Raw genomic sequence first — 14,426 nt, forward strand, 5'->3', positions numbered from 1 at the left:
GACCTCGACCAGGAGGACAGCATGACCTTGCGCACCGAGACCACTCTCCCCGGCTACGCGCGAGCCGCCGTCGCGATGAAGACCCGCATGCACGAGTACTGCGCCAGCGCCGCCGGCCACGAGTACCACCGGGCCTTCGTCGAGACCCGCTGGGCGGCGCTCTTCCCGACCGGCGGCGATGACGCGGCCGACCCGAACCACAAGCTCGTCGACGTTCTCGACCGGGCGAACAGCATGGTGTGGGCCCACGGCGAGGCGTTCGTGATCGCTCCCGCCATGACCGCCGTCGTCGCCGCGGGGGCAGCGGCCCTCGACCTCACCGGCGACCTGCTCACCGCCGACGCCGCCCCCACTGACGGCGGCGTGCTGTTCCTCCCCGAACCCATCTACCACCGCACCCTGACCGGCCGGGTCAGCGGCATCGCCGCGATCACCTGGACCACCATCGCCTCCCCCCGTGGGCGGTCCTGGCTGATCTGCGGCTGGGCCCACCGCGACGACCCCGACGACCCCCACGCCGCCCGCATCCAGACCTACGCGCGGCAGGACCCCACCCTGCTGTCACGGCTCGGCCCGTACGTGCTCACCGACGTCAACGTGCTGCCCATCGCGCAACCGGTGCCCGCCGTCGACCAGCCGGAAGTCGAGGAGCCCGACCGGGACTGGGAGACCGCGCCCGACGGCCGGTACGTCATCACCGACGCCACCGCCCGCACCCACGTGTGCGCCGCGATCGCCTACGCCTTCTGGCGCATCCAGGACCAGCCCATCGCCGTCGCCGCCCCGGCGCCGCTGGACCGGGCCGCCCGCCGCCGCGCCGCACGCGCCCGCATCGTCCACGACACCCGCGTGGTCATGCTGCGACGCACCTCGCCCCTGACCGAACCCGCCGACGGACCCGCCAAATGGCACTACCGGGTCCGGTTCGTCGTCCGCGGCCACTGGCGCCGCCTCACCGACCGACACGGCCAGGCGTACCGGATCTGGATCCACGCCCACATCAAGGGACCCGACGGCGCACCGCTGCTGCACGGCGAGAAGGTCGCCGTCCTCGCCCGCTGAACCAGCCCCGCGCCCACCCGCACGCCAGCGACCGCGCGGCCCGTCGGGGGCCGCGCGGTCGCCGACGTGCCCACACCCTTGCGCGCCTGACCAACCAAGGAGACACCACCCGTGGGAACCACCTCGCACATCGGCGCCGCCGACCCCGACCAGCCGGCGACCGCCAGCCACGACCACGGCGACGGCCGCCCCTCGACCCCCGTCCCGCGATCGCGCGCCGCCCGCTCGCGACCGCACCGGACCCGCCACCTCACTGCCGGCTGCCGCAGGCCCGGATGAGACTCCGATCGCTGGTGTCCCTGGCCGTGGCGCTCACCGCCGTGTTCATCCTCTGCGCCGGCGGCCTCGGCGGGATCCTCCTCGGCGGCGACGCCGCCGCCGGATGCATACCCGCACCCCCCGCCTCCTCGTCACCGGTGCCGTCTCCGCCCGTGCCGCCGACGGGGTGGCCGGCGGTCGGTGACTGGGACAGCGACCAGGTCGGCAACGCCGCCGCGATCGTCACCACCGGCGCCCGCCTCGCCGTACCGGCCAGAGGGTGGGTGATCGCGGTCGCCACCGCAATGCAGGAGAGCACCCTGCGCAACCTGCCCGGCGGCGACCGGGACTCGGTCGGGCTGTTCCAGCAGCGTCCCAGCCAGGGCTGGGGCGCCCCGACCCAACTCCAGGACCCCGTCTACGCGGCGGAGAAGTTCTTCGGCAAGCTGGCCACGGTCAGCGGCTGGCACACGATGCCCCTCACCGACGCCGCCCAGGCCGTGCAGATCAGCGCCTACCCCGACGCCTACGCCAGGTGGGAGGCCCCGGCCACCGACCTCGTCACCGCGATCGCCGACGCCACCGGCCTACCCCCTGCCAGCCTTGCCGGGTGCGGGGCCGTCGGCCCGTGGACCCAGCCCGTGCTCGCCCCGGTCGGATCCGGGTTCCGCACCGCGGGTCGGCCCGGCCACGACGGCGTCGACCTCAGCGCACCACGCGGCACCCTCATCCGCGCGGCGTCCGCCGGCACGGTCCGCGCCGTGCGCTGCGACGCGGTCCACGCCGGCACCGGAGCGGAGTGGGGCTGTGACCGCGACGGCGACCCCGACCTGACAAGGGGTTGCGGCTGGTACGTCGACATCGACCACAACGCCGGCCTGCTCACCCGCTACTGCCACATGGACCAGCCCCCGATGGTGACGGTCGGACAGAAGGTGAGCGTCGGCCAGCCGATCGGCGTCGTCGGCTCCACCGGCCACAGCTCCGGCCCGCACCTGCACTACGAGGTGCACCACCACGGCGCCCCGAGCCCCGAGGGCGCCGTCGACCCGGTGCCGTTCATGGCCGCGCAGGGCGCCCCGCTCGGCACGCCGGCCACCTGAGCGGCCCGTCACCATGCCCGATCCCCGCTCGACCCCGAGCGGCCCGAGAGAAGGAGAAGCTGTGCCTGATCAGAACAACCCCGCGCCGGACCGCGACAGCGGGCCCGAGTCCCATGCCGTCGCAGCGGGCGACCACCTTGCCGCCGCCCACATCATGATCGGCGACGTGGGGGTCTTCGCCGGGGACTGGGGCGCCTACGAACACCACGGCCGGAACCGTCACCGCACCGGCTTCGTCGGCCGCCTCGACGCCCAACGAGGACGCGACGGCCGCCACGCGGTGTTCTCGTGCGACCGTGACGTCGCCGAGGAGATCGTCGCCGAACAGGAACGCCTCCGCGACGAGATCCGGCAGCGCCTGCGCGCCGCAGGTCTGCGAGGGCCCGACCTCGACGCCGAGCTGGACCTGGCGTACGCGCCGCTGCGTTTCGACGGCGACGACGTCGTCCTGGACGAGCGGGGCGTCCACGGCGACGCCGAAGGGCTGTCCCGGATCTGCCCGGACGCCGAGGGCCGGTACGCGATCCGCGGCCAGCGGGGGCGGTGGGAGTGGCAGGCGGTCGATCCGGCTGACTGCGACCGGGTCGCCGGCACCCCTCCCACTGCGTCGGCGCAGCCGGCCCGGGTCCCCCTGCGGCACAGCCGGCTGCACGTGCCCCACCGCCGGCTCTCCGTCACCAGCCTCACCGACAGCGCCACCCACGACGGGGTCTTCACCGCCACGCTCTGCCTCGACGGCACACCGGTCGGGGTGATCGACAACTACCTCGACGAGGGAAAGACCCGGCTGCGGCACCACGACCCGACCCGGTTCAGCGAAGGCGACCTGCGCGAGTTCGTCGCCGGTTGCCGATTCCGGCGCGAGCCGACCGACACGGAGACGGTGCTGGACCGTCTGGTCGCGGAGCACGAGCTGGACACCCAGATCGCGACGCTGCCGGCGAACGGGATCCTGGCCCGGACGGTCGACGCCGACGGCGACTTCTGCGGTGCCGTCGCCGCCCTCGAATCCCTCACCGGCCTCGACCAGTTTGACCAACCCGCCACGTGGGCCGGCCTCGCCGTCTACCTCATGACCTTCGACACCAGCTCGTGCTGCGCCGGCTGGCAGGTGTGGCTCGGCGACACGTGGCGCCCGGTGCCCGCCCTGATCACGATCGCCTAACTCCAGCGGGTGCCACGGAGCCGCGCGTCGTACCGCCGAGCCTAAGGCCGCCCATAGCGAAGGCGGCACATCCACACAAGATCAACATCGCGCGAATGGTGGGGCGAGCCAGCAATCAGGCCGCCCCACCAGCGCACTCCCGAAAGGAACAACAGATGAGCGACTCCACGCGATCCCACACCAGCCCTCCGGACGGCGAGGACACGAACTGGTCCGCGCTCGGCCGCCGGTTCCAGGAGATCCAGGCCACGATGATCCACGGCGACGGCGAGCCGGCCCTCGGCGGAGACGCCTTCTACGGCGAGGCACTGCGACGCCTGCTCACCCGTGGCGACTCGGGCTGGATCACCCGGGCCGCCCACGACCAGCTCATCCAGGCGCACCACGTCTTCAGCGGCTCGGCGCTGGAGATCGCCCGGCGGCAGGCACGCCAGGCGCGGGCACGCTACGCCGTCTCCGCCAGGGGGATCCGCGCCGAGCTGGCAGCCTGGCTGCGCGAGGCGGGATCCAACGAGCGGGTCGTGTCCAGCCGTTACCGGCGCGACGGGGTGCTGCTCGCCGCCGACTGGATCGACCCGGCCATCCCGGCGTGGCCCTACACGCGGCCCGAGCGCGGCCAGGAGTCCACGCCACCGCCCTCGGCCGGGGACCACCGGTGGCCGCGGGCGCTGGAGGCGCTGCGCCGCGCGGACGAGCAGGACGGTGAGCAGGCCGCCGCCTGGTGGGCGCAGTACGCCGTGGGCGGGCGTAGCCGAGGCGACGTCACTGCCGTCGCCCGCGCCGTGCTGGCCGGCATCGACGCCGGGGACCCCGCCGTCCTGGACGGGCTGCCCGCCTTCGACGTCGCCGGCTACGACGCCGACCGGTACCGCAGCCAGGCGCCCGACGACGCCCCCGACTGGGACGACCTGTCCGACGCCGCCCAGGCCGCCGCGATCGACGCCGCCCGCGACGGTTTCACCACCGCCGTTCAGGACGGCGTCGCCGCACGCTGCGCGGCCCTGCTCGACGACCACATCGAGACCACCGGGTAGCCCCGTCACCCGCCGGACGCGGTAGGCATCCGACCCATCGCCCTCGGCCGACCGGCCCGAGGGCCGTTCCGTTCACGAGAAGGAGCATCACGTGAGGAAGCCCAGGTACGACCCGCGCGAGCCCACCGGAACCGCCGAGGAGACGGCCGCTCGCCCTCAGGCCCGCCCGGCGAGCAAACCGCCCGAGGCGAGGCTCGACCGCGGAGGCGGGAAGGTGGCACGGCGGTGATCGACGACGACTACGTTCCCGGCGAGGGTGACGTCATGCCCGCCCTCTGGTGGCGCCTGCCGGACGACGTCGGCCTCAGGAAACGGTGGCGCAGCAGCCAGATTCCCGGCCACCCACTTATCGCGTTCGCCGACGAGTTCACCTCCACCCTCCGTACCGCCGGTCCGCTCTACATCGACCTGCACGGGTACACGGCCTGGGACACCGCCCCCTCGACGGACTCCGTCAAGCGGGAGTTCTTCGAGGTCCTCACCGGCACGTTCCCCGGCATGTTCAGCGTCGTCGTCGATGCCGGCAGCCCGACGGTGTGGCTGGCGCTACGCCTAACGCGGCTCACCGCACCGATCGCCACCGCGATCATCGACCACCACGACCGCCACCGGGCCCACCGCCACACGACGGCGTAGCGGCCACCAGGCCCCGCCGACCGGCACGGCCGCGCCGGCACATGGTCTGCGCCGGCCAACGGCAGAACCCCCGACCTGAACACCCGCTCCACGTAGCCGAGCACGGCTCCGCGCGCCCTGTCCCGCCCGCTGCGGCCCACCCTGCCGCCGCGCGCCCCGGGAAGGGGCGCGCGGCGGCTTCATCCGCCAAGGAGCAACCCATGTCCCCTCTGACCTGCACCCCGATCCGCCAGCGGCTGACCAGCCCAACGCCCACGCCCGCGCCGCGCGGACACGACTTGATCACCTCCGACAGCGCGGGTATCCGTTGCACGCCGACCGCGACCACCGTCGGAGGTGCCCGGTGACCTCGCCCGCTCGACCCGCCACGCCCAAGGCCAAGCCCCGCCCCATGTTCGGACCCGTCCTGGCCCTGCTCGCGGCCGAACCACACCGCGCCTTCTCCATCGGCGACGTGGGCAGGCACCTGCCCGGCCGGTCGTCCGGGGCGATCGGCTCCGCCCTGAACCGCCTCGCCGACCGCGGCTGGGCGACCATGTCCCCAGGGTCGCCACGCCGGTACACGATCACCGCCGAGGGCGTCGACGCGTTCACCGCCGGAGCCGGCGCTAGCCGCGCCCCCTCGACCACCACACCCACGCCCGCGCCACCCGTCACCCCCGCGCCGTCCCCGACCGGCCCGGTTCCGCCACGCCCCGGCGCGGTCCTGCGCCCCAACGGCATCTGGTACCTGCCCCGCCGCCTCGGCGAGGACACCGACGTCGAGGTGCTGCGCCGGCTACGCCGCGACAACATTCCCGTCCTGCTCTACGGGCCACCCGGCACAGGGAAGACCAGCCTCATCGAGGCCGCCTACCCGGACGCGATCACCGTCGCCGGCCACGGCGACACCACCGTCGAGGACCTCGTCGGCACCTACGTGCCGCTGCCCGACGGCGCCTTCGAGTTCTCCCACGGCCCCCTCGTCACCGCCATGCGTCAAGGGCGCGCCCTGTTCATCGACGACGCGACCCTCATCCCGCCCCGCGTCCTGGCCGCCCTCTACCCCGCCATGGACGGCCGGGAGACGATCACCATCGCCGCCCACCACCACGAGGTCGTCACCGCCGCCGACGGGTTCTTCGTCTGCGCCGGCCACAACCCCGGCGTCCACGGCGCCATCCTCACCGAAGCCCTCGCCTCCCGCTTCGCCGTGCACATCGAGGTCACCACCGACTTCGACCTCGCCCGCTCCCTCGGCGTACCGAACGGCGCGGTCAACGCGGCGATCGCCCTCAACCAGCGGATGCGCAAACACGAGATCGACTGGGCGCCGCAACTGCGTGAGCTGCTCGCGTTCAAACGCGTCGCCGCGAGCCTCGGGCTGCCCGCCGCCGTGGCGAACCTCGCCGCGGTCGCCCCAGAAGCCGACCGGCAGGCGGTCGTCGAGGCCCTCCAACGGACCTACCGCGGCGCTGCTGTCACCCCGCTCACCCTCGGCAAGCAGAAGTGAGGTCGACCCGACCATGACCAGCGTCTCCGCGCACCGGAGCACCTCCGGGCCCACCCCCACCACCCCAGCGGCGGCCGCGTCGCCGTGGCACCGGTGGACGGCGGCCTGGACGAAGCAGGCCGCCCAGATCACCGGACGGGCCGACGCCACCGTCACCGTCACCCCCGCCGCCGCCGGCGGCCCACCCGGCTTCAGCTACCCCGCCACCGCGCAGATCCACATCGACGCCGACCTCATCGCCGACCCGACCATCGCCGACCCCCGCCGACCCGCCCACCGGTCCAAGGCCCCCGTCGCCTACGGCGTCCTGCTACACGAGTGCGCCCACGTCATCCACACCCAGTGGGACCCGCCACCCGGCGTGCCCCCCGTCGTCCGGGAGGCCGCGATCCTGCTGGAGGAAGCCCGCGTCGAACGGCGCTACCGCGACACCCGACCCCGCGACCGGCGGTGGCTACGCCGCGCCACCACCAGCATCATCGACCCCGCCGACACCCCCACCGACACCCCGTGGAGCGCCGCCTACGCCGCCGGACTGCTCCTCGCCCGCGTCGACGCGAAGATCCTCTACCCCGCCGACGTCCGCGACCCGAGAAGGGCGATCACGAAGGTTCTCGGCCGCAAGCTCCTCAACGGGCTGCGCGGCATCTGGCGGGAGGCCCAGACCGTCGGCAACACCGACACCACGCGGATGATCGACCTCGGTGAACGCTGGTGCCGCCTGCTCGGCATCGACCCCACCACCAGCCCTGGCCTGCCCGCCGACGACGCGGCCACCAGCACGATCGCGGCGGCCATCGCCGCCGCCCTCGACGCCATCCTGCACAACCCCGCCGACACGCCCGACCCCGGACGCGGCGGCCCCCGGACCGACGTGCCCGGCATCCACGTCGACACCGACGTCACCTGGGTCGAACGCAACCCCGTTGACGCCGAACGCCACGCCGCCAACCGGCTCACCGCCCTGCTACGCCGCGCCCGCCACCGCGAACCCGCCCGCACCCGCGAACCGAGCAGAACTCCGCCCGGACGGCTGCGCACCCGCGCCGCGGTCACCCTCGCCGCCCAACGCGCCAGCGGCGCCATCCCCACCACCCAGCCGTGGCAGCGCACCGTCCGCCGCCCGGTCCCCGATCCCGAACTGACCGTCGGCATCCTCATCGACGCGTCCGGCTCCATGACCGACTTCGCGAAACCCATGTCCTCCGCGGCGTGGATCGTCGCCCAGGCCGCCACCCGCGCCGGAGCCACCACCGCCACCCTCGCCTACGGCGACCGGATCACCGTGCTCATCCCACCCGGCCGCCGCCCGGCCAAGGTCCGCGACATGCGAGCCGACGCCGGCACCGAACGATTCGTCGAAGCCTGCGCCGAAGCCGACCGGCTCCTGGGCCTGTCCACCCCCGGCACCGCCCGGCTGCTCGTCGTCGTCTCCGACGGCCACTACGTCAACCCCGACGACAGCCAGGCCGCCATCACCCGCCTGCACCACACCGGCTGCGCCGTGCTGTGGCTCGCACCCGCCAACAACAGCTGGCCGGCCCGCACATATGAGCACACCACCACCGTCACCGTTGACGACCCCACCACCTGCGTCAACCTCATCGGCCACGCCGCCATCGACGCCCTCAACAGGGCCTGAACCCGGCGGGGATCGGCTCCCGGCGCGCCTGGTCGGGAGCCGGTCCCCGCCAGCCCACCAGGCCCGCCGAGCAATCCCCTCGCACGCCCCGAAACGGAGAGCAGCATGCCCGACAGCGCCACGCCCCCTCCCGACCTGGATCCCCGCAACCGCGACAACCCCGCCGGCCTCTTCACCGACCGCCGGGCCACTGCAATCTGGCGCCCTCCACCGTCGAAACCCCACACCCAGCGGGCGGTCCCGCCGACGGACCGCGCCGCCGGAATCGAGGCCCGATGAACCCGACGCACACCGCGGCCGACAAGGCCCGGCCGGTGGTCGCCATCGACGTCGACGGCGTCCTCAACCCCGACCACCCACCCACCGCCCGCCACCTCGGCTACCAGCGACACCACTACGACGGCCCCGACCCCACCGGCCAGCACGTCTCCGGCGAGGTGTGGCTGCACCCCGACCACGGCCTCTGGCTCACCGAACTCGCCCACCACGCCGACCTCGTCTGGTGCACCAGCTGGGGCGCCATCGCCGCCACCTGGATCGCACCCCGCCTCGGCCTCCCCACCGACCTGCCCGTCATCGACACCGGACCAGGCGGCGTGCGCTTCGGCCGCCAACTCAAACTCACCGCCCTGTACCGCGCCATCGGCGAACGGCCCGTGGCCGTGCTCGACGACGAGTTCGGCGGCCGGGACCACGCCGAGGCCGACGACCGCACCGCCCGTGGCAGCGCCACCCTGCTGGTCGGCGTCAACAGCGTCACCGGCCTGCGCCGCGAGCACATCGACCAGATCGCCCGCTGGCTCGATCAGACGACCACCGACGGTGGGCTGTCCCCGGGCGATGCCGTGCTCGGACGGACTGCGGCACCTGACGGAGACGACGCCTCTCCGGACGAGGGCTGCGACCTCAGCGTCGGCGACCCGGTGCTGCGCAAGTCCCGACTGCTGTCCCGGCAGTGCGCCACGTGCATCTTCCGCCCCGGCAACCCGATGCGCCTGGCCGACGGGGGCCTGCGCGATCTGGTGGCCGAGGCGCGGCAGAACGAGTCGTTCGTCATCTGCCACGACACGATGCCCTCCCACCGGGGTGCAGGGGTCAAGCCCGCCATCTGCCGGGGGTTCGCCGACCGTTATTCCACCCAGGCTCTCCAGGTGATCGCACGGCTCCTCGGATTCATTGAGGTCGACCCGCCCGGTGAGGAGGGGGGACCGGCCGGCAGCCGGTGACGGTGCAGCCGGGAGGTCCACGGCCGGCTCGGCGAGAAGATCGGTGGCTTCGGGGGTGGGCTGAGCGGGTAGACGCTCAGCCCACCTGCGGAGTCGAGTGAGAAACCGGCCCTTTTCGCGTTTGTCGGACCGGCTGTCGGTGGGTTCCCGTGCAGGGGCGGACACGCCGAATGTGCGGAGGTCCGGGACGCGAAACGTTAGGCCCACCGGCCGTCGTGACGGCTGTTGACGTCACTCGCTCTGACCGTTCTGTCGTGGACGGCTGGGGCGTCGCCGGGTTCGTTCCCTGGCGACCCCCGGTTGTCGGGGGTAGTCCGGTGGCAGGTAGCGGTAGACCGAGCGCAGAGACTTGCCGATCTTCTCGGCGAGTCGTTCAGGCTCGATGTCCGGTTCTCGGCGCAGCCAGTAGGCCACTGCCTGCGCGGTTGCGGTCGGCACCTCCGAGCCCCCGTCGTCGTCCTCGTCGGCGCGGGGAGCGTCCTGATCGTCGTCTTTCCCGTCGTGGGCATCGTCGGTGGCGTTGTCGATTCCGCCGGTTCGGCCGGTGCCGGTCAACTCGTCCAGCGGCAGGTCGCCCTGTGGTTCGACAGCATCGTCCTGGCTCTGTGCACCGTAGCCGTCCTGAGGAACGGGTTCGGGGTTCCGACCGGGCGCTGGCTGGGGTTCTCGCGGGGGGACGGCTGGCGGGTGTGGCGAGGGCTGGGCCGATGGTGAGTGGGTCGTCGGGATCGAGGTGGCTGGCGCTCTTCGTCGGGGCCAGCGACGACGGCGGTCACCGGCTGTGGAGGTGGTGACCTTTTCGGGAGCGAGGTCGGCGGCGAGGATCGCGGTCAGTGCGTCGTAGTCAGCGGCGGCGGAGAGGCGGGTCGCGATCTCGTTGAGGTCGTATACGCGTACGGCGATGTCGGCGGTGGTGGGATCCACGGCGGCGCGGATCTTGCGGTGCAGGACGGCGGCGATGGCGGCGTCGCGGCGTTCCCGGGCGATCGCGGCGCGGGCGGCTGCCATGGATTCGTACAGGTCGAGGCCGTGGGCTTTGGCAATCGTGCGGGAGCGTGAGGTGATGACGGGGTGGCGGATCCAGTGGCCGAACACCTCGTAGGCGGGTGGGGTGGGTGGCAGGTCGCCGGTCGCGCGGAGGCGGTCGCGGCGTTGGTTGCCGGCGTGCATGAGCCAGACGAGGTAGCCGAGGGCGGACATGCCGGCGTAGAAGCCGCCGACGAGGTGGTCGGGGTGGACGGTCCAGTTGAAGGCCACGGCGCCGGCGGCGATGGCGGCGGACAGGGTCCGGGAGGCGATCGCCCGTTCGCCGAGGCGGCGGCGCACGTCGGCGTTGGCCATCACCACCACGCCGCCGAGTTCGAGGGCGGCGACGGCCGGGACCGCGACGACCGTCGAGATGCCGAGGGTGTGGACGGCGCCGGTGACCTGTCCGACGAGGGCGACCAGCAGCACCAGGACGTAGAAGGCCATCCGCGTCTGGGCGGTGCGCCGTACGGCGTTGACCAGGTCGGCGTCGAGCGCGTCGCGGGTCATCGGGGTGGTGGTGCGGCTGCCGGTTGCCGGCGGCCCGCCGGGTCGCGGCGGGGCAGGGCTGGCGGCGTTGGGCGGTGTCGGCGTGTGCGCGGTGGTGCCGTTGGCATGGGCACGCGGGTCGGACGGGATCTCGTGGCTGGCCCCGGGCGCTGCGGGAGGATGGAGAGTCACGGGCGTCCTCCGCAGGAACCGGGTTGTCCGCTGGGGTGCCGTTGCCGCAGGTCGGTGATGAGCTGGTCCGCGAGGGCGGTGGTGTCCTCGCTCGGTTCGACGTCGATCTCGCCGAGGCGCCGGGCCAGTGTTCGGCGCAGGGCGCGGATCTCGTCGAGGTGGCCCAACGCGGCGCGCACGCGCATGGCCTGTTGGTAGAGCGGCTCGGCGTACGGGTCGTGGCGGATCGCGGCTTCCAGCACGGTGAGGGCCTCGGCCGGGTCGGTGGTCGCGGTGGCGAGGGCGAGGTGGGCGTCGACGGCCTGCCGGCGGATGCCCTCACGGTGTGCCTCGATCCACTCGTAGTCGAAGCCTTCGGCGAGACCGCCGCCGTAGGCGTGCACGGCGGCGCGGAGCGCGGTGAGCCGGTCGGTGGGGTCGGTGGCGCGTTCGGCGTCGCGCAGGGCGTCGCGCATCCGCCACAGGTCGACGTCGAGCATCTGGCGGTTGAGGGCGTACCGGCGGGGCGGGTGGGTGAGATAGGCGCCGGCGCCGCCGGTGCGGGAGAGGGTCTTGCGTAGTGCGGACACGTAGGTGTGCAGGCGGTGCGGTGCCTTCGACCGTGGGGCGTCGGGGAGCAGGTCGTCGAGGATCGCGTCCTGGGTGGCGTCGCCCTCGTGCACGACGAGGTAGACGAGCAGTTCGAGGGACTTCGCCCGCAGCGGCACGGTGGTGTCCATGTCGACGATGCGCGCGTCACCGAGCACCCGCACCGCGACCGGTCCTCCTGGCTGCGTGCCCGTGTCGGCATCGTCGCCGTCTGCCGGATCCTCGGCCGGGTCACGGCGGTCCGTGTTCGGGGTTGACGCGGTGTGGGGCGGCGCATCGGCGACAGGGTCCGGCGTCGTATCGGCGTCCGCGGGCGCCTGATCGTCACGTTCAGGCTGTCCGACCCGTTCGGGATCGCCGGCGTCGGTTGGCGGGATGTCGGTCGGGGCCGGTTTCGGCTCCCGTGTGCGGCCCGTGCTCGTGGACTCAGCCGCCGCCGGTGTCTGGCGTGCGCCGGTGTGCGCCTCGGCGAGCATCGTGATCAGGTCGATCGTCTCGGCGGGAGTGAGAACGGCCAGCCGGCCCACGTCGGCGGGAGAGATGCCGGGGCGGTCGCCGGCCGTGGAGGTGGTGGTGCCGTCCGTGTCGACGACGACCGAGTCTTCCTCGGGCCCGGCCGCCAGAAGAACCGCACGGATGTCGAGGCGGTGGCCCTGAGCCAGGATCACGGCGATCCGGGAGGGTTCACGGCCGGCTGCGGCGTCGGCGATCAACAGGATGGGCGGCAGTGGTTCCCCGCAGTCCCCAGTGCGGCGCAGCGCGGCGACGGTGTCGACCTCGTGCTCCTCGACGAGCCGGCTGCGGCGCATGATCTGCGCCTCAAGGAGCCGCAGGGCGGCGTCGAGGCTGCCGGTGACCGTCAGCCTCGGCGTCTCGGGCAGGGCGACGGCGTCACCGAGCAGGGCCGTCGCGGTCGCGGACGACATGACCACCCGGGCACGCGCGTCGGGGTGCTCTCCATGGCCTGAGGCGAGGGCGGCGGTGAGCAGACCACGGGCAGCGGCCGGCGCGCCGGGCCCGGTCAGGGCCAGCCCGCCAGCAGGCCACCGTGCTGCCAGCCGATGCGCGGGAGCCGGCGCCTGCACCTGCGGGACCGTCACCGTCAGGTCCGGGGCGAGCTGCCCGGAGGTGGCCGCGCCGGAACGGCTGCCGCCAGCGTTCTCGACCGCGCCGGCGTCGGCATGATGCTGGTCGCCGATGTCCCCGTCGCCCGGGTCGTGTTCTGTGGGGTCGGGCGGGGCAGCGCGGCGCAGGCCACGGCGGATCTGGTCGACCACGCGGGGCATGGGCGTCAGGTCCGGGTCATCCGAGCGCAGCGCGGCCGACGGCGTGCCAGGGACGTGGCGGCGCCGCCGGTGCGCCCAGACCAGCGCTACCGCTGCGGCGATGGCCCCGGCAAGACCAGGACCGAGCCAGCTTCCGGACGGAAGCGTCACACCGCGGGCTGACTCCCCGCGGTTCTCGGCGGCGTCGGTGTCGCACGCTGCGCCTGGCGGGCCGGCGGTGTTCGGAGGCGCCGGGCTGGCGTCGGAAGCAGGCGGTGGGGCGCCGCCTGCCGATCCGGTGCTCGGCGAGGCTGACGTGGGCGCGGACGACGGCGCTTCCAGCTCCGGCTGGGCGTCGGCGGGAGGCTCTGGCGGAGGGGGTGGGATGTCCTGCCCGTTCGGGGGGACGTTCGCGGTGGCGGGCAGGTCGAGCACCCAGCCGGGGTGGATGACGTCCGGGTCGGTGAGGGCGCCGCCGGTGGGGAACCGGGTGCCGAGGTTGAGGGCGTAGATGTCGTCCCAACGGTCGCGGTCACCGAGGCGGTGCTTCGCGATGCTCGACAGTGACTCGCCGCGCCTGACGGTGTGGGTGGGCCTGTCGTCGACGACGGGACGGACGCCCGTGCTTGCGTCGACCAGAATGTTCGTCGTCTCGGCTGCGGGCCCCTGGAACGTCGCGGTAGCCGGTGTCGGCGCGGGTGCGGCGTGGGCGGCCACGCCGCTGGTGGTGATGGCCGACGCGCCGAGGATCGCCGCAGTCAGGCCCTGCAAAGGTCGGGGCAGGTGGACCGGGGGCAGCCACCGGGCCAACCGGCGGGTCGCGGTGTAGACGCGGGCCGCGACGGCGACGGCCAGCAGCGCCCAGACCAGCCACGCGGCGGCCAACCCGAGCACGGTCAGGAAGGCGGGGGTGAGGGGTTGGTGGATCCACTCCCGCAGCAGCCCCACAGAGGGACGCGGGAGCGTGGCGTCGCCGACGAGGACCAGGACGACGGGCGCCACGGTCACGAGAGCGGCCACAGCCGTGGCCTGGGCCAGGACGAACGGCGAACGCGGCACGGTGCCTCCTTGCAGGGCGCAGAGCCCGCCAAGGCTCCGGCCGACACGCCGAAGCCCCGAGGCGGACGAGAAGGGGTTGGGGATGCCGTCGACGGTATGGCCGTTGCCCGTCACGGGGACACGGTCAGCGACCTGACAGCACCTCACACGGCCTTACACAGCCTCACAACCCCAGCTCAGAGACCCTGC

10 protein-coding genes are annotated in these 14,426 nt (G+C 73.6%); 8 read left to right on the forward strand and 2 right to left on the reverse strand.

From position 1 onward, the window contains the following. Window positions 1-21: 21 nt before the first annotated feature. The 8 genes from O7606_RS20450 (at window position 22) to O7606_RS20485 (ending at window position 9,618) form a co-directional block, all read left to right on the forward strand. Window positions 22-1,062 (forward strand): hypothetical protein, encoded by a 1,041-nt coding sequence (locus tag O7606_RS20450; RefSeq protein WP_281595634.1) that lies wholly within the window; start codon window positions 22-24, stop codon window positions 1,060-1,062. A 275-nt stretch (window positions 1,063-1,337) separates the two neighbouring features. Then, window positions 1,338-2,423, forward strand: a complete 1,086-nt coding sequence (locus O7606_RS20455; protein ID WP_281595635.1) for a M23 family metallopeptidase — start codon at window positions 1,338-1,340, stop codon at window positions 2,421-2,423. 61 nt (window positions 2,424-2,484) lie between these two features. Further along, window positions 2,485-3,588, forward strand: a complete 1,104-nt coding sequence (locus tag O7606_RS20460) for a hypothetical protein (protein WP_281595636.1) — start codon at window positions 2,485-2,487, stop codon at window positions 3,586-3,588. A 155-nt stretch (window positions 3,589-3,743) separates the two neighbouring features. After that, the gene (locus O7606_RS20465) at window positions 3,744-4,622 is read left to right on the forward strand and encodes a hypothetical protein (protein ID WP_281595637.1); all 879 of its coding nucleotides are present in this window, start codon (window positions 3,744-3,746) and stop codon (window positions 4,620-4,622) included. Window positions 4,623-4,847: 225 nt separating this feature from the next. Then, window positions 4,848-5,258 carry a hypothetical protein gene (locus O7606_RS20470; RefSeq protein WP_281595638.1) on the forward strand — a complete coding sequence of 137 codons (411 nt, stop codon included), beginning with the start codon at window positions 4,848-4,850 and terminating at the stop codon, window positions 5,256-5,258. Between the two features lie 391 nt (window positions 5,259-5,649). After that, complete coding sequence (locus tag O7606_RS20475) at window positions 5,650-6,750, forward strand: AAA family ATPase (protein WP_281595639.1); 1,101 nt, start codon at window positions 5,650-5,652, stop codon at window positions 6,748-6,750. A 13-nt stretch (window positions 6,751-6,763) separates the two neighbouring features. After that, the gene (locus O7606_RS20480) at window positions 6,764-8,392 is read left to right on the forward strand and encodes a VWA domain-containing protein (RefSeq protein WP_281595640.1); all 1,629 of its coding nucleotides are present in this window, start codon (window positions 6,764-6,766) and stop codon (window positions 8,390-8,392) included. 275 nt (window positions 8,393-8,667) lie between these two features. After that, window positions 8,668-9,618, forward strand: a complete 951-nt coding sequence (locus O7606_RS20485; protein WP_281595641.1) for an HAD domain-containing protein — start codon at window positions 8,668-8,670, stop codon at window positions 9,616-9,618. 231 nt (window positions 9,619-9,849) lie between these two features. On the opposite strand, the gene O7606_RS20490 is transcribed toward O7606_RS20485, so the two are convergent. Together O7606_RS20490 and O7606_RS20495 are read right to left on the reverse strand one after the other, a co-directional pair. Further along, window positions 9,850-11,325, reverse strand: a complete 1,476-nt coding sequence (locus O7606_RS20490) for a hypothetical protein (protein WP_281595642.1) — start codon at window positions 11,323-11,325, stop codon at window positions 9,850-9,852. Continuing rightward, window positions 11,322-14,237, reverse strand: a complete 2,916-nt coding sequence (locus tag O7606_RS20495) for a BTAD domain-containing putative transcriptional regulator (protein WP_281595643.1) — start codon at window positions 14,235-14,237, stop codon at window positions 11,322-11,324. The genes O7606_RS20490 and O7606_RS20495 overlap by 4 nt, the downstream gene beginning before the upstream one ends. Window positions 14,238-14,426: the final 189 nt, after the last annotated feature.

The sequence above is a fragment of the Micromonospora sp. WMMD882 genome, from assembly GCF_027497255.1.
Lineage (GTDB): Bacteria > Actinomycetota > Actinomycetes > Mycobacteriales > Micromonosporaceae > Micromonospora.